Origin of the sequence: Paenibacillus sp. MABNR03, assembly GCF_050455445.1 — a bacterium.
GTDB lineage: Bacteria > Bacillota > Bacilli > Paenibacillales > Paenibacillaceae > Paenibacillus > Paenibacillus xylanilyticus.
Genome location: NZ_JBCIYR010000002.1, coordinates 1,015,888 through 1,037,701 on the forward strand (window position 1 = coordinate 1,015,888; position 21,814 = coordinate 1,037,701).

General features: G+C 49.0%; 18 protein-coding genes. 15 read left to right on the forward strand and 3 right to left on the reverse strand.

The genetic code is table 11. The features are described from left to right. The 6 genes from AAIH57_RS13415 (at position 1) to AAIH57_RS13440 (ending at position 7,732) form a co-directional block, all read left to right on the forward strand. A complete protein-coding gene (locus AAIH57_RS13415) occupies positions 1–1,467 on the forward strand; it encodes a gluconolactonase (RefSeq protein WP_430021951.1) in 1,467 nt (488 codons plus the stop codon). Next, the gene (locus AAIH57_RS13420) at positions 1,448–2,068 is read left to right on the forward strand and encodes a YIP1 family protein (RefSeq protein ID WP_175399442.1); all 621 of its coding nucleotides are present in this window, start codon (positions 1,448–1,450) and stop codon (positions 2,066–2,068) included. Before AAIH57_RS13415 ends, AAIH57_RS13420 begins: the two co-directional genes overlap by 20 nt. A 14-nt stretch (positions 2,069–2,082) precedes the next feature. Then, complete coding sequence (locus AAIH57_RS13425; RefSeq protein ID WP_430021952.1) at positions 2,083–4,668, forward strand: DUF5696 domain-containing protein; 2,586 nt, start codon at positions 2,083–2,085, stop codon at positions 4,666–4,668. Next, positions 4,665–5,564, forward strand: coding sequence for a carbohydrate ABC transporter permease (locus AAIH57_RS13430; protein WP_430021953.1), 900 nt, complete (start codon positions 4,665–4,667; stop codon positions 5,562–5,564). The genes AAIH57_RS13425 and AAIH57_RS13430 overlap by 4 nt, the downstream gene beginning before the upstream one ends. A gap of 82 nt (positions 5,565–5,646) precedes the next feature. Beyond that, positions 5,647–6,603, forward strand: coding sequence for a carbohydrate ABC transporter permease (locus AAIH57_RS13435; protein ID WP_430022151.1), 957 nt, complete (start codon positions 5,647–5,649; stop codon positions 6,601–6,603). Between the two features lie 91 nt (positions 6,604–6,694). Then, positions 6,695–7,732 carry a glycosyl hydrolase gene (locus tag AAIH57_RS13440; RefSeq protein WP_430021954.1) on the forward strand — a complete coding sequence of 346 codons (1,038 nt, stop codon included), beginning with the start codon at positions 6,695–6,697 and terminating at the stop codon, positions 7,730–7,732. A gap of 72 nt (positions 7,733–7,804) precedes the next feature. Here AAIH57_RS13440 and AAIH57_RS13445 read toward each other — a convergent pair whose 3' ends face one another. After that, positions 7,805–9,115, reverse strand: coding sequence for an amidohydrolase family protein (locus tag AAIH57_RS13445; RefSeq protein ID WP_175399446.1), 1,311 nt, complete (start codon positions 9,113–9,115; stop codon positions 7,805–7,807). A gap of 161 nt (positions 9,116–9,276) precedes the next feature. On the opposite strand from AAIH57_RS13445, the gene AAIH57_RS13450 reads away from it, so the two are divergent. The 9 genes from AAIH57_RS13450 to AAIH57_RS13490 all read left to right on the forward strand — a co-directional run bounded on the left by AAIH57_RS13450 (position 9,277) and on the right by AAIH57_RS13490 (position 20,051). Beyond that, positions 9,277–9,705 (forward strand): MarR family winged helix-turn-helix transcriptional regulator, encoded by a 429-nt coding sequence (locus tag AAIH57_RS13450; protein ID WP_175399447.1) that lies wholly within the window; start codon positions 9,277–9,279, stop codon positions 9,703–9,705. A gap of 183 nt (positions 9,706–9,888) precedes the next feature. Next, the gene (locus AAIH57_RS13455) at positions 9,889–10,407 is read left to right on the forward strand and encodes a GrpB family protein (RefSeq protein WP_175399448.1); all 519 of its coding nucleotides are present in this window, start codon (positions 9,889–9,891) and stop codon (positions 10,405–10,407) included. Positions 10,408–10,937: 530 nt separating this feature from the next. After that, positions 10,938–12,518: an extracellular solute-binding protein gene (locus AAIH57_RS13460; RefSeq protein WP_430021955.1), complete on the forward strand. Its 1,581-nt coding sequence runs from the start codon at positions 10,938–10,940 to the stop codon at positions 12,516–12,518. 24 nt (positions 12,519–12,542) lie between these two features. Further along, positions 12,543–13,514, forward strand: a complete 972-nt coding sequence (locus tag AAIH57_RS13465; protein ID WP_430021956.1) for an ABC transporter permease — start codon at positions 12,543–12,545, stop codon at positions 13,512–13,514. A gap of 55 nt (positions 13,515–13,569) precedes the next feature. Next, complete coding sequence (locus tag AAIH57_RS13470) at positions 13,570–14,442, forward strand: carbohydrate ABC transporter permease (protein WP_430021957.1); 873 nt, start codon at positions 13,570–13,572, stop codon at positions 14,440–14,442. A 43-nt stretch (positions 14,443–14,485) separates the two neighbouring features. Continuing rightward, a complete protein-coding gene (locus AAIH57_RS13475) occupies positions 14,486–16,903 on the forward strand; it encodes an AraC family transcriptional regulator (RefSeq protein WP_430021958.1) in 2,418 nt (805 codons plus the stop codon). Between the two features lie 30 nt (positions 16,904–16,933). Continuing rightward, a complete protein-coding gene (locus AAIH57_RS13480; protein WP_430021959.1) occupies positions 16,934–18,451 on the forward strand; it encodes a sulfatase family protein in 1,518 nt (505 codons plus the stop codon). Positions 18,452–18,490: 39 nt separating this feature from the next. Further along, positions 18,491–18,844: a hypothetical protein gene (locus AAIH57_RS13485; protein ID WP_430022153.1), complete on the forward strand. Its 354-nt coding sequence runs from the start codon at positions 18,491–18,493 to the stop codon at positions 18,842–18,844. 187 nt (positions 18,845–19,031) lie between these two features. Continuing rightward, positions 19,032–20,051: a formylglycine-generating enzyme family protein gene (locus AAIH57_RS13490; RefSeq protein WP_430021960.1), complete on the forward strand. Its 1,020-nt coding sequence runs from the start codon at positions 19,032–19,034 to the stop codon at positions 20,049–20,051. 12 nt (positions 20,052–20,063) lie between these two features. Here the strand turns inward: AAIH57_RS13490 and AAIH57_RS13495 are convergent, their stop codons facing one another. Both AAIH57_RS13495 and AAIH57_RS13500 read right to left on the reverse strand, forming a co-directional pair. Then, entirely contained in the window at positions 20,064–21,182 is a 1,119-nt protein-coding gene (locus tag AAIH57_RS13495; protein WP_430021961.1) for an MFS transporter, read from the reverse strand. 86 nt (positions 21,183–21,268) lie between these two features. Further along, positions 21,269–21,799 (reverse strand): TetR/AcrR family transcriptional regulator, encoded by a 531-nt coding sequence (locus AAIH57_RS13500; RefSeq protein ID WP_430021962.1) that lies wholly within the window; start codon positions 21,797–21,799, stop codon positions 21,269–21,271. Positions 21,800–21,814 lie beyond the last annotated feature (15 nt).

The following is a 21,814-nucleotide window of genomic DNA, read 5'->3' on the forward strand; positions in this document are numbered from 1 at the left end:
ATGGCACGCACAGTGAAAAGATGGCTTGTTCTCCTGGCGGCAGTATCTCTGCTGCTGGTGAATGCCGTGCCTGCGGCGGCCTCCCCGGCGCCGTATGAGAGTTATAACTACAACTATTGGAAAGAAGCCGTTCCTTCGCCGGACGCCTATCTGCCCGAGCGTACCATATCAGGCAGCGACCTCGGCATTAGTGAGTTCAAAGACCCCGGTGATGTGAACGTTTCTCCCTCCGGGTTGATCTATATTTTGGATAGCGGCAACAGTCGAATTATCGTATTGGACACCAATTATAAACTGCTGCGCGTGATTGATGGATTTGTGATGGATGGCAGCAAGGAGACCTTCAACCTTCCAGGCGGATTGTTTGTGGATGAAGAAGAACACATATACGTTGCAGATACGGGTAACAGTCGCGTGGTCGTCCTTGATGGAGAAGGTGAGCTGATTCACACCATTACGAAGCCCGAGTCCGATATTCTCGCTACCGATTTTCAGTTTCAGCCGCTGAAGTTGACCGTTGACCGTGTAGGTCGGGTATTCGTGGTGGCTCAGGGTGTGTATGAGGGAATTATGCAATTCGATGAAAAGGGGAAGTTCATTGGATACGTCGGCACCAACAAGGTAGAACGGGACTACGGCGAATATATCTGGCGGATGTTATCGACCAAAGCCCAGCGGGCACAGATGGTCCTGTTTGTCCCAACAGAGTTTTCCAATGTGGATATGGACCATAAGGGATTTGTATATGCAACGAATATTGACCCCGGCTCGAATGAACCGATCAAACGCCTGAATCCCTCCGGTGAAGATGTGCTGAAGCGTTTTGGTTATTTTGACGTCAAAGGAGACATCCGATTCCGCAATAACCCCGGGCCATCCAAGCTGATTGATGTGAAAGTTCTCGGCAACGGCATGTATAGTGTACTGGATGCGACCCAGAACAGGGTGTTCACTTATGACGATGAAGGTCATCTGCTCTACATATATGGTGGCAAAGGAAATCAGGTAGGCACACTCAAAACTCCCGTCGCCATTGAGCAATCCGGTGAGCATCAGTTGGTCCTTGACCGGGGCAGAAGCAATCTGGTTGTCTATGAGCCGACAAGGTTCGGAGCGAGCGTGAATGAGGCGGTTGCTCTTCACTATCAGGGCGAGGATACAGAGGCCGTCCATATTTGGAGAGAAGTGCTGAAGCTGAACGCCAACTATGATATCGCTTATATCGGGATCGGCAAGTCCCTGCTGATGGAGAAGAAAAACGAGGAAGCGCTGGGTTACTTCGAACTTGGGATGGATCGCAAGAGTTATTCTGTCGCGTTCAAAAGGTATCGGCGGGAGATGATGAAGGAACACTTCGGAACGTTCCTGACCGCCTCGATCGCGTTGATTTTAATTCTGATCCTGACCCGGGTGGCGGTTAAATGGAGACGGAGGAGGCAGGTTGATCGTGAAGCAGGACTACATTAAGTTTCCGCTGCATCTCATTTTTCACCCCATCGATGCATTCTGGGATCTCAAGTCGGATAACCGTGGCCGGTTGCTTGTCGCTTTTGCAGCATTGGCGCTTACCATTGTCATGATGATTTTGCAAAAGCAATACGCGGGATTTCTCGTGAATTACATCGATCCTCGCACAATCAACAGCATAGGGGAGATCGTAACGGTTGCGGTACCGTTCTTTCTTTGGTGCATCGCCAACTGGTCGGTAACCACCCTGATGGAAGGGGAAGGAAAGTTCAGGGAAATCGTTCTGGCCACAGGATACTCGCTGATTCCGATTATTGTGATCTACGCCCCGATGATTATCGTTAGCAGGTTTATGGTACAGGAAGAAACGGCTTTTTATTATCTGTTCAATGCCATTGCGTTCTTTTGGTTTATGCTGCTTTTGTTCATCGGCATGATGACGGTACACCAGTACACGGTGATCAAAACGTTGATGACCATACTGCTGACGGTCATCGTTATGGGCATTATCGTATTCCTTGGAGCGCTCGTCTTCAGCATGCTGCAGCAATTATATGAATTCGGTTACAACATCTATCGCGAGTTGATTTTTCGGACCTAAAGGAGGCGGCATCCGTGAACAAAAGGCAACGATTATATACGGTGCTGGCCAGTGGTGCAGCTGTGATCCTGATTGCAGCCGGACTGCTGTATATGAACAACAGGGGAGTTCCTGCCGTGGAAGCAGCGGCTTATCTTGAAGCGACAACCGAGGCCGTCCCAACCGAAACGGAGCCACTGCAATTCCTTACAGATTCTTCTCAGGGGGTTCCTGGTATGCAGCTGATTGCCGAAGATCAGGGACTGGCACTGTACTATAACGAGGAGACAACGGAAATCGCAGTACGTGACGGGAAGAACGGAGAGATCTGGTACAGCAATCCAAAAGAGCGTCATCAGGATGGTCTGGCATCCGCTTATGAGAAGGAAGTTCTGTCCTCCCAGCTGAATGTGTCCTACCGGGATACAATCGGTACGTTGGAGAATTTCCCCAACTTCAGCTCCAGTATTAGTAACAAACAATTTGTTGCTGCCAACGTGGATCAGGGAATTCGGATTACCTATACGCTTGGAGATACCTCGCTCGGGATTGATGCGCTGCCCAAGTTGATTAGCAAGCAGCGTCTGGAAGAGAAGGTTCTTTCGAAACTGGATGAGACAGTCGCTAGATATACGTCTGCCCGTTACTATCCGACCAAGAATAATCCGGATGTGCTGGAAAGGCTCGATGGACAGATTTCGAAGCAGCTTGTCCTGAACAAGATGCTGGATGCCTTTGAGACAGCGGGTTATACCGCAGATGATCTTGCTTTTGACAATCAGGAGAACGGGGTGGAAGGCAGTGGCGCATCGGATAAGCCAAGCTTCGTCATTCCGGTAGAATACCGGCTGGATCAAGGCTCGCTGATGGTGACCGTACCTCTGAACCAAGTGGAAGAAAGTGGACCATACCGTATTCGTAATATCGACTTGCTTGCTTACTTTGGGGCAGCGGATACGGAGGGAGAGGGCTATATGTTCGTGCCTGACGGTTCAGGCAGCCTGATTCACCTGAACAACGGAAAGATCATGGAAGAACAGTATGTACAACGCGTATATGGTGCAGACCCCAACGATAATTCGCTTAGTCGGCCGCAGGTTAGTGAATCTGCACATATGCCTGTGTTTGGTTTGAAGAACGGGGAAAATGCCTGGTTTGCGGTAATTGAAAAAGGGGACGGCATGGCAAGCATCACTGCGGATATTGGAGGCAGACAGAACAGCTACAATCATGTTCATGCGACCTTTTCTCTACGCGGCGAGGATGAACTGGAAATGTACACCTCGCAGAATATGCAGGAGATTCAGCTGCTAAGTGAAGAGCCTTATCGAGGAGATCTTCAGGTCCGGTACCATTTCCTTCATGGAGAAGATGCCAGTTACTCTGGCATGGCCCGCTTGTATCAGCAGCAGTTGGTAGAGCAGGATGTACTAAAACCGTTGACAGAACAGATGGAGCTGCCATTTTATGTGGATGTGCTTGGTGCCGTGGACAAAAAAGCTTCGTTTCTTGGCGTTCCCTATCGGACCACGTTAGCCATGACCACATACGAACAGGCAGCCGAAATGGCCGCGAAGTTACAGCAGGAAGGTGTGAATCACGTGCAAATGCGATATCAGGGATGGTTCGGCGGTGGTATTAGCCATCATATGCCAACCCGGGTGAAGCTGGACAGTGAATTGGGCAGTCGTTCCGAGTTACAGGACCTGTCTGCCCAGTTGAAGCAGTCCGGGGGTGCATTATTTCCTGATGTGGCATTTCAACGGATCTATCACGATGACTGGCGTTTTGCGCCATCTTCCGATGCAGCACGTTTTGTAACCAAGGAGACAGCGGAATTGTATCCTTACAGTCCTGCACTCAACCGGATGGATCAGAGCAAGGACAGTTATTATCTCCTTTCGGCTGCCAAGCTTCCTTATGTGGTGAGCGAGTTTGCCGCGAAAACAAGAAAACTGGAACTCAGTGGATTGTCACTTCGTGATCTCGGGCAGGTTCTGGCTTCCGATTATCGGGATAGCCGTGTAATCCACCGAGAGACCGCGAAGAACATTGTGAAGGAGCAGCTCGGCAAGCTGCAGCAGGAATATCCGGACATGATGTTATCATCGGCTAACGCTTATGCGTGGGGATATGGGCAGCACATTGTTGATGTGCCATCAGGCTCCAGCCGATTCAACATTACCGATGAGGAAGTTCCTTTTTACGAAATGGTCATTCATGGATATATCAACTATGCCGCTTCTCCAATGAATACTTCCGGGGATCAGGACTTGCGCAAGAAGCTGCTGCAAAGTCTCGAACTTGGTGCAGCTCCGCAATTCCAGTGGACCTATGAACCGTCATCCAGGCTGAAGTTAACGAATTATGATTCGGCTTATGCTACAGCGTATGGAGACTGGGTGGATGATGCGGTTGCCTTGTATAAGGAAGCTAATGAGGTGTTAAAAGGACTGGGAAACCAGCAGATCTCCGAACATGAACGGATTCAGGATGGCGTGGTCCGGGTCACGTACAGCGGCGGTGGTTCAATTCTCGTGAATTACACGAACCAGCCGGTTAACGTGGGGGAAATTACGGTTGGCGGTGCAGATTACGCGGTGGAAGGAGTGAGCCGATGAGAACCCTTCGTTTATCGTTGAAATCTCGGAGAGCGCTGCTTGGCCTTGCGTTTATCTCGCCATGGCTGATTGGTTTCATCTTCCTTTTTGCGACACCACTGCTGCAATCGATCCGGTTTAGTTTCAGCAATCTGTCGGTTGCTCCGGGAGGGTATGTTCTCGACTTTGTCGGATTGAAAAATTTCAAGGATGCACTTCTGGTTGACGCCACATTTAACCGGATATTGATTGATTCGGTTGGGGCGATGCTGCTGAATGTGCCCATGATTCTGTTTTTCAGCCTGTTTACAGCAACACTGCTCAACCAGAAATTCAAGGGCAGAACCATGGCGCGAGCCATCTTCTTCCTGCCTGTCATTCTGGCCTCCAGTGCAGTGGCAGCAGCGGAGTCAGCCGGGTTAATCAACTTGATGGGGGACGCCAGTGCTGTTGAGTCGACTGCGGATGGGGGAGCTTCGTTCAACGTTGTTTCCATCGTCAGGATGCTGGCCAATGTTGGTTTGCCGATGGCCTATGTGGATTACATTGTCGAAGCGATCATGCGAATTTACGAGATCATCAGCAGCTCGGGCGTTCAGATTCTGATTTTTCTCGCCGCATTGCAATCGGTACCGGGTTCCATGTACGAAGTAGCCAAAATTGAAGGGGCAACAGCCTATGAATCATTCTGGAAGATTACATTTCCCATGGTCAGTCCGTTGATATTGACGAATGTGATCTATACCATTATTGATTCATTTGCAGGAAGTCCGGTCACAGAGGCCATTTATCAAACGGCATTTAAAACCCAAAATTTCGGACTGAGCTCGGCTATGTCCTGGCTGTATACGCTGGTCATTGGCCTCGTATTGATCGTGGTTGGCTGGGTGCTGTCACGGCGGGTACATTACAACTGACGGTTAACGTTAAAGGAGGGCATCAGACATGGCTGTGTCGGGAACGGATCGCATGGTGGTGGTTCCGAAGCAGAATTATCACATGCAGCGGGTGCGAAACAAAACATCGGACCTCCTGTATTCCATATTCAGATATGCACTGGTCATTGGCATTTCTTTTATTATTTTGTACCCGTTATTTCTTAAAATATCGGTTGCGTTCAAAGATAAACAGGACATCTACAATCCGACCATCTATATGATTCCCCAGCATTTTACGCTGGACAATATCAAACTTGCGGCGCAGGTGATGGATTACCTGCCTTTGCTGGCAAACACTTTGCTGTTTGTCACGATCACGACGCTCTTGACGGCCATGTCCTGTGCGCTTGCCGGATATGGCTTCGCCCGGTTTACTTTTCCAGGCAGCAATATACTCTTTGTACTGGTTATCCTCACCATTCTGGTTCCGACAAGTACCCTGATGGTGCCGATGTATCTGCATTTTCGCAGTTTTGACTTTCTGGGCATCATTCATCTGTTTACGAGGCGTGAAGGGATCAACCTGTTAAATACGTACTGGCCTTCCATGATTACCGCAGCGACGGCAGGAGGGCTCAAGGCAGGACTGTTCATTTATATTTTCCGTCAGTTCTTCAAGGGCATGCCGAAGGAAATTGAAGAAGCTGCGCTGATTGATGGTGCAGGCGGTTTCCGGACATTTGCCCGGATCATGCTGCCCAACGCCATTTCACCACTGATCACGGTCATTCTGTTCTCCTTTGTCTGGCAGTATAATGATACGTTCTATTCGGCGCTATTCATGAGCGAAAGTCCGCTGATCTCGCTGAAGGTGGCATCCTTACCCGCTCAGGCGAACCAATTGATTCCGCAACTCATGGGTTTTGGTTCAAGTTCCGGCATGAAGGCCGATCCGAACTATGTTGCCATGATTGTGGATACGGGCATTTTGCTGGCGATTGCGCCGCTGATTATTTTGTATCTCTTTGTACAGCGCTATTTCGTGGAGAGTATTGAACGTTCCGGTGTTGTTGGGTAAGTTGGCTTGGAGTAGGAGTATAGGAAGCGTAATTCGGGTGTTTTTGATATTTGGGTTGCTATGTATCATGCCTTGGAATGGGGGATTATCAATGACGGAACAAAAGATAAGCAGGACTTTGGTGAATAAAGATGCGACTTCCGAGGCCAGAGAACTGATGAAGTACCTGGCAGAGCACTATGGGAAAGGGGTTCTGACGGGTCAGCAGGATTACGGCAATCTGAACTGGATTAATGAAAACACAGGCCGGAAGCCCGCTGTGATTGGCTTTGATCTCATGGAATACTCTCCTTCAAGAACCGAGCGGGGGGCAACCTCCGAGGAGATTCGGGATATGATTGCATGGCACCGGCAAGGCGGGATCGTGACTTTATGCTGGCATTGGAATTCACCATCCAATCTTATCGATGAACCAGGTAAGGAATGGTGGCGGGGATTCTATACGGAGGCTACGACATTTGATCTCGCTGCCGCGCTGGCTCATCCCGAATCGGATGAGTATGCGTTGTTGATCCGGGATATCGATGTGATCGCCGGGCATCTGCAGGAGCTTAAGGACGTTGGAGTGCCTGTGTTATTTCGGCCCCTTCATGAAGCTGAAGGAGGTTGGTTCTGGTGGGGAGCGAAAGGGCCCGAGTCGGCCAAACAGTTATATCGTCTGATGTACGATCGATTAGTCAACAAGCATGAGCTGGGCAATCTCATCTGGGTATGGAACTCGGAAAAGCCAGAGTGGTATCCGGGTGATGATCTGGTGGACATCGTGAGTGTTGATGTATATCCGGAGGCAGGGAATCACAGCCCGCTTGCTGAACGCTATGAGAATCTGCGTGAACTGGTGAATGACAGTAAAATTATTGCACTGGCCGAGAACGGCTCCATTCCTGATCCGCAGCAGATGAAGGAGCAGGGCGTTCATTGGAGCTGGTTCTGTACCTGGACAGGAGAATTCCTGAGGGGCGGCCAGCATAATACAGTGGATTTCTTAAAGGAAGTGTACAATAGCAAATATGTCGTAACTTTGGATCAGCTGAGTGGAGTTGGAAATAGTCATTCCAACTTAAACTGTACAGCACATCGTGAACCTAAAAAAGCGTTAGCATGGCATAAGAATTTATGCGGCTGCTGACGCTTTTTTTATTGTTTATTGTGTACGATACGATGTGGCCTGAATGAATGAAACAGGGCATTTTCTCTGGTTCTAGCCTAGTTGCTGCGAACCATTGAACCAGACCGATTTGATTGACAATGTATCCGAAATATTAGTGGTCGGATCACCATTAACGAGAATAAGATCTGCACGAGCACCTTCGGTAATCCGGCCGCGATCATGGAGACCGAAGCAACGGGCTGGTTTCGAAGTAGCCGACTGAAGAGCTTCGATCGGAGTGAACCCGGCCTTCACCAGCAGCTGCATTTCATGGTGAACACTGGCCCCATGAGCAAGGCCGCCAAGGTTCGGAACGGGAACCGGTGCAACATCCGTCCCTACCAGAATATCAACTCCGGCACGGTGAAGGTCCATCACATTCTTAAAGCTGTTCTCCAAATTGCCTTGCGGGAACGTATTGAAGCTTGAGTTCAAAATATCGATCCAATCCGGACTTAATTTGGAATGAACACGAGGATCATTTGCCAATTCCGATGCCGGATTTCCAATAATCGATGAGTTCAACACCAAGCACGGTGTAACAAAAGCACCTGAATCGGCAATGGATCTTACTACATCGTGCGTGTACTCGGGTCTGTCGATAAACAAGTGGCCCAAACCGTCGACTCCAAAATCGATGGCTTCTTGCGATGAAAGAGCGGTCAAGACGTGAGCGATGACCAGCTTATCGAACTTGTGTGCTTCGGTCACGGCTGTTTTTAGAATCTCGTCGCTAAGTACTGGTAGGCCAGGTGCACCCATGACCGTTCCTTCTTCAATCATAATCTTAATATAGTCGGCTCCATTTTCCACTTGAGTATGCACATGTTTAATCGCTTCTTCCACTGTCGTCACTTGCGGTATTTCTTCATGATCGTGAGCGTATGCGGCCAGCATTGCTTCCCGGTCTTGCTCCGACAACTTCTCTAGTTCCTTTAATATGAATTCAGGTATTTCACCATCATCAGGCACTAATTCATCCGGATGTCCGCCCGGAGCGCTGATCGCGGTGCCAGCAGAACGGACGTCTGCGACGTCATTCAAATTATTCAGCTGAATTTCGCGCCCTCTTTGAGTAAAATCACCGTTCATTTCGAGTTCTGTTGTAACGCCAAATTTTAAGGCATCTCGTAATCCGCCGATTGAGGTATGGACATGTGCATCAATCAGACCAGGTATCAGAGTCGCATTTTCTCCATTTATAATCGTTGCATTGGCTGGAATGTCTCCGCCCACTGAAATAATGGACTCCGCTTTAATGACAACATGCCTGGGTGTAATCATTTGATATCCATCAAATATACGTACATTTGTAATCGCCGTGACTTGTTCTGACGCAGAATTTCGAGTTAACTTTTCCATTTGAATTCTATCCCCCTAAGTGTTTGGCTTCCAACAATTCGGAGTATAACTGTTAGGTTTCTAACTGTCAATGAACTAATGTTTTTTTGACAATCTTAAACGATCGCTTTATAGTTTATTTACTTACAATTAGACTTCTAACAATCGGAGGAGGGGCGATAATGGAATCTCGAAAGGATACGCCTTATCTGGATTTGTTTCAGATTATCGGACTTAAGCTAAAAAAAAGAGCGGACGAGAGTATAAAAGAGCTAGGATTAAGCTCTCAACAAGGAAAAGTAATCGACTACATTTACGAGAATCAAGACAAGGATATTATTCAAAAGGATCTAGCAGATCGGTTTCATCTGCGTGGGGCTAGCATTACAAGCATGCTTCAGGGTCTAGAGCAAAAAGGGTACATTGAGCGCAAAATCCCGGCCAATAATGAACGGCAAAAAAATATATATGTATTACCAAAAGCGATTGAATTGATTCAAAGCTTTAATGATTCATTCCAAAAGGTGGAGGATGAAATCGTTCAAGCCCTTACTGACGAGGAAAAGCAAATCTTAAAGAAATTGCTGACCAAAATTAATGAAAGCATATAAAGAAGAGGATTCCCGATGAGAATATGGAGGCGTGTAGAAATAAGATGGAAAACCCAATGAATTGGCAACAGGCTCTCCAGTGATAAAAGAAAGATGGAGGAACGATAATATCATTTCAATCAAAGTTCACATGATGTACACTATGGCTAATAAAAGTAAGAGACTGAAAGGCGTAAACCTATTATGAAAGAAGAAGTGATTGTATCCGAATATGACCCAAGTTGGGTAGAGGATTATAACGCAGAACGCGTAGAAATCATGAGGGTCCTGACAGATATCTGTGTGGATTTCGAACACATCGGAAGTACATCCGTGCCGGGTCTGGGCGCGAAACCATTAATCGATATGATGGCAGGAGTGCATGATTTGGCTGATGTACAAACATTACATATTGAAGCTTTGGCGGAACTGGGTTATGAATATGTGCCCAAGCCGGAATTTACGGAGCGCCTGTTTTTTCGTAAAGGGCAATGGAGAGCAGGTACCCACCATCTTCATGTATATAAGTATAAGAGTGTGGAATGGAATGAACATTTGCTGTTTCGCAATGCTCTCAGGAGAGACCCTGAAGTTAGGCAAGCGTATTATGTATTGAAAAAGAAGCTGGAACAGCAGTTCAGGCATGACCGTGTTGGATACACGGCTGCCAAGGCTCCGTTTATTCAATCTATTATTCAGAAAACCAGGCTGTACGAGGAATAGACGATGTAAACGCAAAATACATACACACATTAACGGAGAGGCAGAACCGGAAGATGGTACTGCACTCGCAGTGGCCTTGTGTGATTGAGTAGTGAGGTTTATAAAGAATTTGTATTCACATCGCTAACAAAAAAGGCCGTGATCTGTATGACAGAATTGAACGCATATCATTATTTTGAAAAAAGTGTCGGACCGTTCGCTACTTATCGGAAATCCTAGACGTCATTCAATCCTATGGATGGCCTCAGGAATGGAACCGAAATGGCGATCTCGGTCCGGAGCGTTATATTGAAGTACAGGTGTGGGACGAGCGTATCATCCAACCGTACACGGGTATATAAGGCTGGTTGAAAGCCGATTTACGAGTGCAAAAAAGTGCAATTGCAGGAAATACGGGTGTTCGTTATAGTGAGTGAAAGCTTTGATTTGGCAAGGAGGATCCTTCCTCATTAGCCTGTCAAAGCCCCTTTTTTAATCGTTAATCCGATTAATACGATAGGTTTAAGAGACTAAGGAGGATGAGGAAGCCTATGCAAAAAGTGGGGAGACGTAACACCCGTAATCTGGCCTGGATCATATCCATTGTCATGGTCATGTCTGTCGTTCTCAGTGCATGCGGAAGTAAAGGAGAAGCGCAGACGAATGGAAGCAGCAGCGGAAATCCAGATGCTCCATTGGAAGTTAGCATCATGACGATTACACCAAGTGCAGTTCCTGCAGCTGATGATAATGTAATCAAACGCGCGATTGAAAAAGCAACCAACTCCAAAATGAGTATTCAGTGGGTCTCGAACAATATTTATGGCGACAAGCTGAACCTGACGCTTGCATCCGGGGATCTTCCCGATTTAATCATGATTAATGATCCGTTTGGAAGCACCTTCACCAAGATGGTCAAGCAAGGTGCATTCTGGGATATAACACCTTACATCCAGGACTATCCAAACCTGAGCAAGGGCATTCCGGATATTGCCTGGGAAACAACTAAGGCAGCAGACGGCAACAATTACGGCATACCGCGGCCTCGGCCGGTAACGGGAGATTCTTTTTTCATTATCCGCAAGGACTGGCTCGACAAATTAAACCTGCAGGTGCCGGAGACGACAGATGAATTGTTCGATGTGATGAAGGCGTTTGTGGAACAGGACCCGGATGGAAACGGACAATCCGATACCACGGCACTTGCCGCTTATGTCAGTCCGGATGATCTGGGTTGGGGCGGTAATCTGGGACCGGTACTGGGTGCCATTGAAAGTTCTTTTATTGGAACCAACAGCAGTTGGAAGTGGGATGAAACAGAGGGCAAATTGGTCTACAGGGAACTGCTGCCCGAGGTAAGAGAGTCCCTTCAATATCTGACGAAAGCCTACAGCAGCGGCATGATGCCTGAGGATCTTCTTTCGCTCAAGCTGACGCAGGCAAGAGAACTGTTCAAGCGTAATCAGGCGGGCATTATTGTGGACAAGACAGGCACGATGCGCAAAATCTATGCCGATGATCTGAAAAAGGTTGATCCTTCTTTTAAGTATACGGATTTTTATCCTCTGACCAATCTGAATGGATATAACCCGAAAGGATCAGGGTACAACGGCATTTTGGCGATCCCTGCTAGCGTGCCGGAAGAGAAAATGAAACGAATTCTCCAACTCGTCGACACCTGGATGAATCCGGAAGTGTTTGAAATTCAGCAGTTCGGAATTGAAGGTACGCATTATAAAGTGGTCGATGGCAAAAAGGTAGCGAGTACCGAGAAATTAACGGCGGACAACGCCTCGGATTTCAATCATATCGTTAACGTCATTGATCTGCCTTGGGATACCACAGGCGAAACGGATGAGGAGACACAGGCGAATGAACTGTTCAAGAAAGTGGAGGCCGAACGGGACAAAACGAGTGTGGCCGACCTATCCGCTGGTCTTCAATCGGAAACGGGACAGAAGATTCTGCCTGAACTGAACAAGAAGATCCAGGATCTCAAGGCGAAAATCATTCTGGGTCGTGAGCCAATGGAAGCGTGGGATACCTTTGTAGAGTCCTTGCGCAATGATCCGAATGTTCAGGCTATGAGTGATGAGATGACGGAGGCTTACAAGAAAAGAAACGGACAGTGAATCTGAGAGAAGGAGCTGCTAACCATGAGCGTAACCGAGCAACATCTCAGCACCCACAAGGGAAAGCAGACTTCAGCCAAAAGAAACAGACGGACGAAATGGCTCTCCGCGCTGCGGCGCGATCGATCGTTATATTTGCTTGCACTGCCCGGCATCCTGTTCTTTCTCGTTTTCAAATATATCCCGATGTGGGGCATTGTCATTGCGTTCCAGGACTATTCCCCCTTCAGGGGGATTCAGGGCAGCGAATGGGTTGGATTGCAGCACTTTACTGCGCTATTTGCCAACCCGGACTTTGCCTTACTGTTTCGAAATACCCTTGCCATCAGCCTGCTGAATCTGATCTTGTTTTTTCCTTTTCCGATTCTGATCTCGCTGGGGCTCAATGAACTCCGCAATGTGACGTACAAGAGACTGATCCAGACGGTCATATACATGCCGCACTTCCTCTCCTGGGTGATTATTGCAGGACTGACGTTCCTTCTGTTCGCCAAGGGAACAGGACTGGTCAACGAGCTATTTGCCTTATGGGGCTGGCCGAGGGTGGACATTCTGACGAACCCGGACAGCTTCTGGATCATGGTCACCTTGCAAGCCATGTGGAAGGAAGCGGGCTGGGGAACGATCGTGTTTCTGGCCGCCATGGCGAGTGTAGACACCCAACTATATGAGGCAGCACGAATGGATGGAGCAGGGCGGCTGCGCCAGATCTGGCACATTACGCTGCCTGCCATCCGCAGTGTCATTATAGTGCTCTTTATTTTAAGACTGGGGGACATCATGGAGGTCGGGTTCGAGCAGATTTTCCTCATGTATAACGGCGCTGTATCTGAAGTGGCCGAAGTATTCGACACCTATGTATATCGTACGGGGATCGAGCAGGGCGATTTCAGCTATAGTACGGCGGTTGGACTGTTTAAATCAATTGTCGGGCTGGTGCTCGTAGTGGCTGCAAACCGTTTGGTGAAACGCATGGGTCAGGAAGGGGTTTATTAGTGTCCGCTTCAGCCCATGCCCCTAACCATATCAACTAAAGGGAGGAGGATTAGGAATGTATCGCTTGAAATGGAGTGAGAGGATCGGTCAGTCCCTGAATGCTGTCGTGCTTGGGCTGCTGGCAGTGGTCATGTTTTTTCCGCTTTATTATGTTTTTGTTGTTTCGTTCACGGATCCCGGAGAATATTTGCAAAAGAAAATCGTACTCTTCCCGGAACAATGGTCTGTCGAAGCATATACCTATTTGTTGTCCACGCCTGCCTTTGCACGCTCACTGGGAAACAGTGCCTTTCTGGCAACCGTAGGTACAGTGTGCAGCCTGGCTGTATCCTCTTCCCTGGCCTATGCCCTTTCCCAGAAGAGGTTTTATTTCAGAAAAGTACTGATGTTCCTGATTGTACTGACCATTTTGTTCAGTCCGGGAATTATTCCGAATTACCTGCTGGTCCGGGAACTGGGGCTGATTAATAACATCTGGGCATTGATTCTGCCTGCGCTCGCCAATGGCTGGACGGTGCTGCTCATGAAAAATTTCTTCGACAGCCTGCCTGCGGAGATCAGCGAGGCGGCTTCCATTGACGGTTGCAGTGCAATCCGAACCTGGTACACCATTGTGCTGCCTTTGTCGATGCCGGCGCTTGCTGCATTTGGTTTGTTTTTCGCGGTGGGGTACTGGAACCAATTTTTCGCGGCACTGTTATATCTGAACGATTCTGTGAAGTGGCCCATCCAGGTGCTGCTGCAAAACATGTTGCTGAACGCGTCGAACATTGACCTGGTTGCACCTGGACAGCAGGTAGAGACACCTCCGACAGAGATGTTGAAGATGGCAGCTATCATTGTAGCCATTTTGCCTGTGCTGGTGGTATACCCTTTTGTACAAAAGCACTTTGCCAAAGGAGCCATGATCGGCTCGGTCAAAGGATAAATCTGCATTCAGGCCGGTATTCCCGGGAAGGAGGTACAGACAGATGTTGTTCAAGCGCACAGGAGACCCCATGCCCAAAGGGCGTTATTTCAGGCGCAGCCTGATGATGATTCTGTTGATCGCCTGCATTCCGGGAGTCATTACAGGTGTACTGCTGTATGGATGGGTTACCGTCAAAATGGAAAATATTCTGCAGCAAACCCATCTGCGACAGTTTGAACAACGCACCGCATGGGTCGGCGGACAATTGGATGCGCTTGAACTGACCTTCTCCCAGTGGGCTTTCGATCCGGTTTTCGATAATCGCCTGAAAGAACTCGATTTTGTATACAAGTATAAGCAGGTTCATGAGCTCTACCGTTTGCTGCTGATGATTCAGAATTCCAATACACTCATTGGCAAGATTCAACTGTATCTTGAAGAACCAAGGGCAGTGAAGATGGATTCAGAGCGCTATGATTTTATGGATGACCCTAATGAAATTGAAAAGTATAACAAGTTAACGGAACAGCCGCGGGCCACCTATTGGTCTCGTTCCATGGATGACGCGTCCATGATGATGGTGAATCGACTTCCGGGTGGAAGTGACGATGCTCTGGGTGCATTAACCATTACACTGGATAACAAGCAGCTTGGCAGTATGCTGCAGACCTTGTCTCCGTATGAAGGCGGGACGACATTTTTGCTGGATGAGCAGGGGAAGCCCATGCTTCCACAGGACCAAGAGCTGGGTGGATTACAGAATGAAGTCCGTGATCATGTGCTTAATCTTGAAGAAAAACCTGCTTCCTTCCTGATGGAATACGAGGGCATGACCTATTCGGTGCAATCAGGTACTTTTCGCAGATTGGGTACAGATTGGACCTATGTGTCCGCCGCTCCGTTAAATGAAATTGTAGCTCCGATTGTGTCGGTACCCCGAATCGTTCTGCTCGTAAACGGATGTGGACTATTACTGGCTTTACTCCTGTCATGGATCGGTTCGCTTCAGCTCTACAAACCGTTCACGAAATTGCTGCGAATGTTTACCGCAACCGGAGAATCTGCAGAGGCTGTAAAACCTGTTCAGCCTTCATGGCAAAGAGGAACGGCAGCTTCTGCGCTGCCTCAAAGCCCGTCCCTGCAACTTGATGAAATTAAGCATATTGAACAGCACTGGATTGGTGTGAATCGGGAACGGGCATCCTTGCAGCAGCGCTTGGAGGAACATCTCCCGCTCGCGAGGGAAAGCCTGCTGCTCCAGCTGACATTAGGTCATCTGTTGTTACCCTCTGATCGTGAATGGCGGGAACGTTTGTCACAGCTGGGATGGGCTCTGCATGATGAGCAGTTCATAATCATGCTGGCCCACATTCGGCCGGGTGCTGCTGTCCTTCATGGGAGCGGCTACGCCAATCGGAGTGAATCACAGGAATGGATCAGCTTGGCTGCAGCTGATATTTTGAACACACAGCCGGAGGGGTTCCCTTACCGAGCAGAAACGCTCAATTATCACGACATGTCGATCGCTCTGCTGCTCGCCGTTCCTCCAGAGGCCCAGCCAGAGACTCTTGCATTCCGCGAGGAATTAATGGGAATGGGGCAGCATTGGTTGGAGACATTGCAGTCCGAATTGGATGTGCGCATGATGATCGTTATCAGCAAGCCCACATCGGATGCCTCGCATATTCCACAGCTGGTCAGAGAGTCAAGATCTGTTTTGAGGCAAAAGCAATTTTCTTCAGGTCCAGCCATTATCGATATGAGTGAAGAGGCAGAAGAGCATGTGAAGGAACAGGGGGTTTATCCGCTTGAATTGGAACAGGACATCCTCTCGGCATTACGAAACGGCGATCAGGAAGCAGCCATGGAGCATTTCCGATTGTTCATTGGCAGCTACGCCCGTTCTGAGTCAGCAGAAGATCATGCCAGGCAGGCTCTGTTTCAACTGCTCGCCCGGATCCAACATACGCTTTTGCAGTTAGGCGAAGACCCGGTTAAACTGTTCGGTTTGGCGGTATATGAAGAGGTTATGCAGCTGTATGAGCTGGAGGAGTTGTTCCTATGGTTCAGGGAACGAATCGTGCACGTATGTGTAGAGGAATTCACGGGCAAGGAGGAGAAGCAGATACAGATGGCAGTTCATCAGATCAAGGAGCATGCCGACCAGCAGTATGCTGAAGCGTTATCGCTGGATGAACTGGCAGACCTTCTCGGGATTCACTCCTACACGTTAAGCCGGGCGTTCAAGCAGGCATTCGGGCAAAATTTTGTGGATTATTTGACAGAGGTAAGACTCAATCGGGCTAAGTTGCTGCTTGAATCCACTGACGTCAAAATCAATGAAATTGCGGAGCAGGTCGGCTATCAGCCCAGTTATTTTAACCGTTTGTTCAAAAAAAGCGAGGGAACAACGCCCAGTCGTTACCGGGAGGACGTTCGTAAGCAGAGCGGGCATACTCGGGGCAACTGCTCCGTCTAATTTTCCGATCAAGGGAGAGTGGAATGCATTGTGTCACAGGACAAACCGAACATTATTTTTCTCATGACGGATCAACAGCGATGGGACTGTATTGGAACATTTAACGAACATATTCATACGCCGAACCTGGATCGGCTGGCTTCCGAGGGAATCACATTCCGTGAAGCTGTATGCCAATCCCCCATGTGTGCACCAAGCCGGAGTTCCATGATGATGGGATATTATCCCTCACAGCTTGGGGTTCGCACGAATTACGGCGGTTTGTTTGAGGAAGACAAATTGCCATCCGAGCCATTGCCGGCATTGATGAAGCGTGCGGGGTATCAGACAGCCGGATTTGGGAAAACGCATTGGAATCATAGCGAAGGTGTAGACGAGCCGTCCACGCGCGGGTTTGAGGTGAGGTCGATCGGTCTCTCCCGTCAGAGCGGTCATTATGAGCAGGGTGCAACGATGATGGGGGACACTCATCCTGAAGCGCTTGAAGCGTATCATCAGGAGACGAAGGACTTTGGCGGCGGGGAGGAAAACGTCAACGGCTACACGGGTCTTACAAGCCAAATTCCGATGAACCAGCATCGGGATGGATGGGTGGCCGAGCAGGCGCTGGAGTTTTTGGATAATGGGCTTGATCCGGAGAGACCGCTGTTTTTTTATCTGTCCTTTCTGAAGCCGCATGCCGGATTCAACGTGCCTCAAGAGTTCGAAGATCTCTACAGGCTGGAAGATATCCCGGACATTCCCCAGCCGCCATGGGAGGATGAAACTCACACGCATCTGGCCGCTTCGGATGATCTGAATGTGAACAGCCGTGAGTCTTACCTGGACAAGAAGAGAGTATGGGAGCAGCGCAGTCCGGAGGAGCGACGGAGAACAACGCTGAGGTACTGGGCGAATTGCTCCTGGCTGGACCATTATTTTGGACAGGCTCTGGAGAAGTTGGAGGAACAGGGAAGGCTGGACCATGCGCTGATTGTATTTGTATCGGATCATGGCGAGATGCTGGGGGAACGGCAGTATCGCTTCACCAAATATAATCTGTATGACAGCAGTGTAAGGGTGCCTTTCATACTGGCTGGTTCCCATATCCCGCCGGACAAGCGAGGAACGATTGATCTGCAGCCAGCGGAATTAGTGGATCTGGTACCGACACTAACACGTGCAGCAGGACTTGCAGCGAACCCGATGCTACCGGGGGTGGATTTGCTGGGCGAACTCAGACACCGCGGAACCTTTTGCGAATTTCATGGCAAAGGTGTTACGGCGCCTCATTCAGCGCCAGCTTATATGTGGCGGACAACGGAGTGGAAGCTCATTCTGTACATTGAAGGTTCCGTAGCGGAGTCTGCATCCAGAGTGCATGAAACGAAAGGCGAATTGTATCATCTGACCGTTGATCCGTATGAATGGACGAATCTATATGAAGATCAGCAGCATGCAACCATCAGGGAGCAGCTGAAGACGGAGCTGCTGATGCACCTGGCGATTAGCTGGGCGAAGGGCCCTTTTTTCTACGATCGTGGAGGAACCAAACCGTTAGAGAAGTGAGAGCGATCGTTGTTCTAAACCCCGTCCAGCTCAGGCAATATCTACAATGTGGACGGAGAAGAGATCAGTTCGGTTCAGCCTTCGACCAATTTTAGAATTTGGTGGGATGGTGATGTGCTCGGCGAGCTGCTGGATAAGGACTTTGTAGAAAAATGGGATTGGGAGCAGAACACGACCACACGTTTGTTTACAGCCGATGATGTTCGCATAAATTCCAGAAATGCCCCAGTACTCTATGGCGATCTGCTGGGGGATTGGAGAGAGGAAATTCTCTATGAAACGAGTGATTTCAAAGAACTGCGTCTATACACGACAACGATACCGTCGGATGTTCGCATCTACACGCTGCCGCATAACCCGGCATATCGCAATGGCCTGGCTGTAAAAGGGTAATGCAATCCCTCCTGACGGATTACTATCTGGGTGACGGCATGTCAGAACCTCCGTATCCGAATATTCGTCCAGCCGTGTACAATAGGGATACGGAGTCATAAACCTGCGGAAGGAGATGCGTCAAATGCCTGAAGAGATTCCTCAAATAAAATCTTCTTGCTGCTGCGCTGCAAGCCGAGGAGGTCGGTTGGAGGAGAAGATCACCTCACAGGATGCACCAGAGATTGCAGTTTCCAGTGAACTTAATACGCCAGCCACTTACACATCACCGCATTCGGACATCCTTCATGTCAATGAGGCCGAGGGAAAGGCACATCATGGCAATACGGATGATGCTGGTAAGAAGGATACGGAGCGCCTTCTAATCACAGGTGGGCGTTTCCTGATGGGCACAAATGACCCCGAAGCCTTTGCGGCCGATGGGGAAGGCCCTGTGAGGGAAATCCAGGTAGACTCCTTTTATCTGGACGCCTGCGCGGTCACTAATGCCGAGTTCGAACAGTTTATACGAGAGACAGGGTATCGGACTGAAGCAGAGCAATTCGGCTGGTCCTTTGTTTTTCACTTGTTTGTTTCTTCGCAAACGGCGGCACAGGTTCGAACGGTGGTGCAGCACACGCCCTGGTGGTGGGTTGTCGAAGGTGCAGACTGGGCGCACCCCGAAGGTCCGGACACTCATATCCGTGACAGGGCTGACCATCCGGTTATTCATATCTCCTGGAACGATGCTAACGCCTATTGTCATTGGGCTGGTAAACGACTGCCAACAGAAGCCGAGTGGGAATATGCAGCCCGGGGCGGCTTGATTCAGAAAAAATACCCCTGGGGTGATACCTTACGGCCTGAAGGCCAGCACTACTGCAACATCTGGCAGGGCGTTTTCCCAACAAAGAACAATGCAGCGGATGATTATGCGGGCACGGCTCCATCCAGATCTTTTCCACCTAATGCATACGGGTTGTATAACATGTCGGGCAACGTGTGGGAATGGTGTGCAGACAACTACGTCACAGATCACGAGAAATCAATAATGGCTGACATTGCGGCCCCTTCCCATGAAGTTCGCAAGGTGTTAAAAGGGGGTTCCTACCTATGCCACCGTTCCTACTGCAATCGTTATCGAGTGGCAGCAAGAATCCCCAACACACCGGATACATCCACTGGACACATCGGTTTCCGATGTGCAGCGAATGTATTGACCATATAGCTTGCGTAGTCGTCAATCTGCTACCTTAACCCGAATCAGCAATCCGAACAGTCCAAGAACAGCGAAGGCCAGAAATGCTGTTGTGTTGGAGAACAGATCAATGGTATACCCTGCAATGGACGAGCCGAAGAACTGTCCCGCACCCAGTGCAAGAAAGGCAAGGCTGATTCCGATCGACGTATTCGGACGAAATAGTCTGGTCGCCCACACGATAAACACGCTGGTCAGAAAAATATAGGTGCTCCCGAACATGACGGCAGAGCTCAGGCTGGCAGTCATGGAAGGCAGAATAATCACACCGAGTGAAATGGCTAGCAGCAGGATGCCCACATGATAGGAACGTCCAATACCGATGCGTTCAATGATTCGACCGGCGCATCCACCCAAGATACCCATAATCCCCATCACAATCCAGAACACTACGGCTTCCATATCGGAGGCCCCTTTTTCGTCGGTCAGAAAGCTTCGCGCGAAGGTCCAATAGATCGCAGAGCTGAAGCCTGTCAAGAGGGAAGCCATAAGCAGAGCCATACCGGGTCTGGTTGGTTTCATGCATGCCCAGAGGGATTTGGTGCAAGGTTCGGTTTTGCGTGTCGAAAGAACACGTCTGTTCCAAAACAAAACCAAAACACCGAGAACAGCGAAAAAAATGTACGACCAGCGCCAGTATTCACTAAACAATAAGTAGATCGGACCGGAAACGATAATGCCAAAGCTTGTTCCCGTATTAATCCAGCTGTTGCCTCTGGCCTGCTGCTCAGGCGGAAGTTCAGCATGGACGGTGTTGCCCAAGGCAGGAGAAGCCAGTCCTGTACTTAGTCCTGCCAGAAATATGGCTATGGTCAGGACCAGAGCATTCGGAGAAAGGGCAATGCCAAGTAAACCGAGTATCGCGCTGATTCCCGCCATATGAATAACGTGGTAGTGACCGATACGATTAATAAACAAAGGTGCTGCGAGTAAAGAAAGACAATAGGCAATATAAGTAGCAGAATTGATTGCACCGGACTGGGTATCATCCAGCTGCAGGGATTCTGAAATTTCCGGCATAAACAGGCCATAACTGAATCTTCCAAACGCATAACATACCGAAATAAGTGCAATCCCAGGAAAAACAATTTTTTTCAACATATCCACCGCCTTTTTAGATAGAACGATCATTATATTTCTGCTGAAATAAAAAAAGTGAGTTGAACTATAACTCACCCGTTGTGGGACTACTTGAAACTGTCACGTGTCATACCCAGAAGCTCCTGGCAGACGATTTTTACATCTTGAGTCTCAGCGAGCGCGGTGGAGCCCTCCAAGAGCAGGGAGAAGCGGATTAAGTCCTGATCCGTAATGGACGAATCCAATTTTTTTATCAGGGTCATCACATGTTTTTTGTGCGCAATGACAGTCTGGACGATTACGTGATCGGGATCGGCGCCAAATTCTTCCTTGGCACGCAGAAACATGCATCCTCGGGATTCGTGGTCCATCAGCCAGCGTGCATGCCCTTCGGCTAGATTCTGAAACAAGGGCTGTGCCTTGTTATCTGCATACTGTCTCAGTTGTTCCAGATATCGCTGCTCTCGCCGAAGAAGCACTTCGACGATCAGATCATCCTTGGAATCAAAGTGATTATACAACGTCATAATGGCAATCTCGGCATCCGTGATGATCCGCTTCAAGCCGATAGAGTGAAATCCATGGTGATAGAATAAGTCCTCCGCCACGTTTAACAGCATTTCCTTCTTGCTGCTCATATCCGCAATTCTCTC

Excerpts from the sequence above, each read along its gene's own strand:
- AAIH57_RS13415 (WP_430021951.1), top strand. The coding sequence starts at position 1 with ATGGCACGCACAGTGAAAAGATGGCTTGTTCTCCTGGCGGCAGTATCT.
- AAIH57_RS13430 (WP_430021953.1), top strand. The coding sequence starts at position 4,665 with ATGAGAACCCTTCGTTTATCGTTGAAATCTCGGAGAGCGCTGCTTGGC.
- AAIH57_RS13435 (WP_430022151.1), top strand. The coding sequence starts at position 5,647 with ATGCAGCGGGTGCGAAACAAAACATCGGACCTCCTGTATTCCATATTC.
- AAIH57_RS13440 (WP_430021954.1), top strand. The coding sequence starts at position 6,695 with ATGACGGAACAAAAGATAAGCAGGACTTTGGTGAATAAAGATGCGACT.
- AAIH57_RS13445 (WP_175399446.1), bottom strand. The coding sequence starts at position 9,115 with ATGGAAAAGTTAACTCGAAATTCTGCGTCAGAACAAGTCACGGCGATT.
- AAIH57_RS13450 (WP_175399447.1), top strand. The coding sequence starts at position 9,277 with ATGGAATCTCGAAAGGATACGCCTTATCTGGATTTGTTTCAGATTATC.
- AAIH57_RS13455 (WP_175399448.1), top strand. The coding sequence starts at position 9,889 with ATGAAAGAAGAAGTGATTGTATCCGAATATGACCCAAGTTGGGTAGAG.
- AAIH57_RS13460 (WP_430021955.1), top strand. The coding sequence starts at position 10,938 with ATGCAAAAAGTGGGGAGACGTAACACCCGTAATCTGGCCTGGATCATA.
- AAIH57_RS13465 (WP_430021956.1), top strand. The coding sequence starts at position 12,543 with ATGAGCGTAACCGAGCAACATCTCAGCACCCACAAGGGAAAGCAGACT.
- AAIH57_RS13470 (WP_430021957.1), top strand. The coding sequence starts at position 13,570 with ATGTATCGCTTGAAATGGAGTGAGAGGATCGGTCAGTCCCTGAATGCT.
- AAIH57_RS13475 (WP_430021958.1), top strand. The coding sequence starts at position 14,486 with ATGTTGTTCAAGCGCACAGGAGACCCCATGCCCAAAGGGCGTTATTTC.
- AAIH57_RS13495 (WP_430021961.1), bottom strand. The coding sequence starts at position 21,182 with ATGTTGAAAAAAATTGTTTTTCCTGGGATTGCACTTATTTCGGTATGT.
- AAIH57_RS13500 (WP_430021962.1), bottom strand. The coding sequence starts at position 21,799 with ATGAGCAGCAAGAAGGAAATGCTGTTAAACGTGGCGGAGGACTTATTC.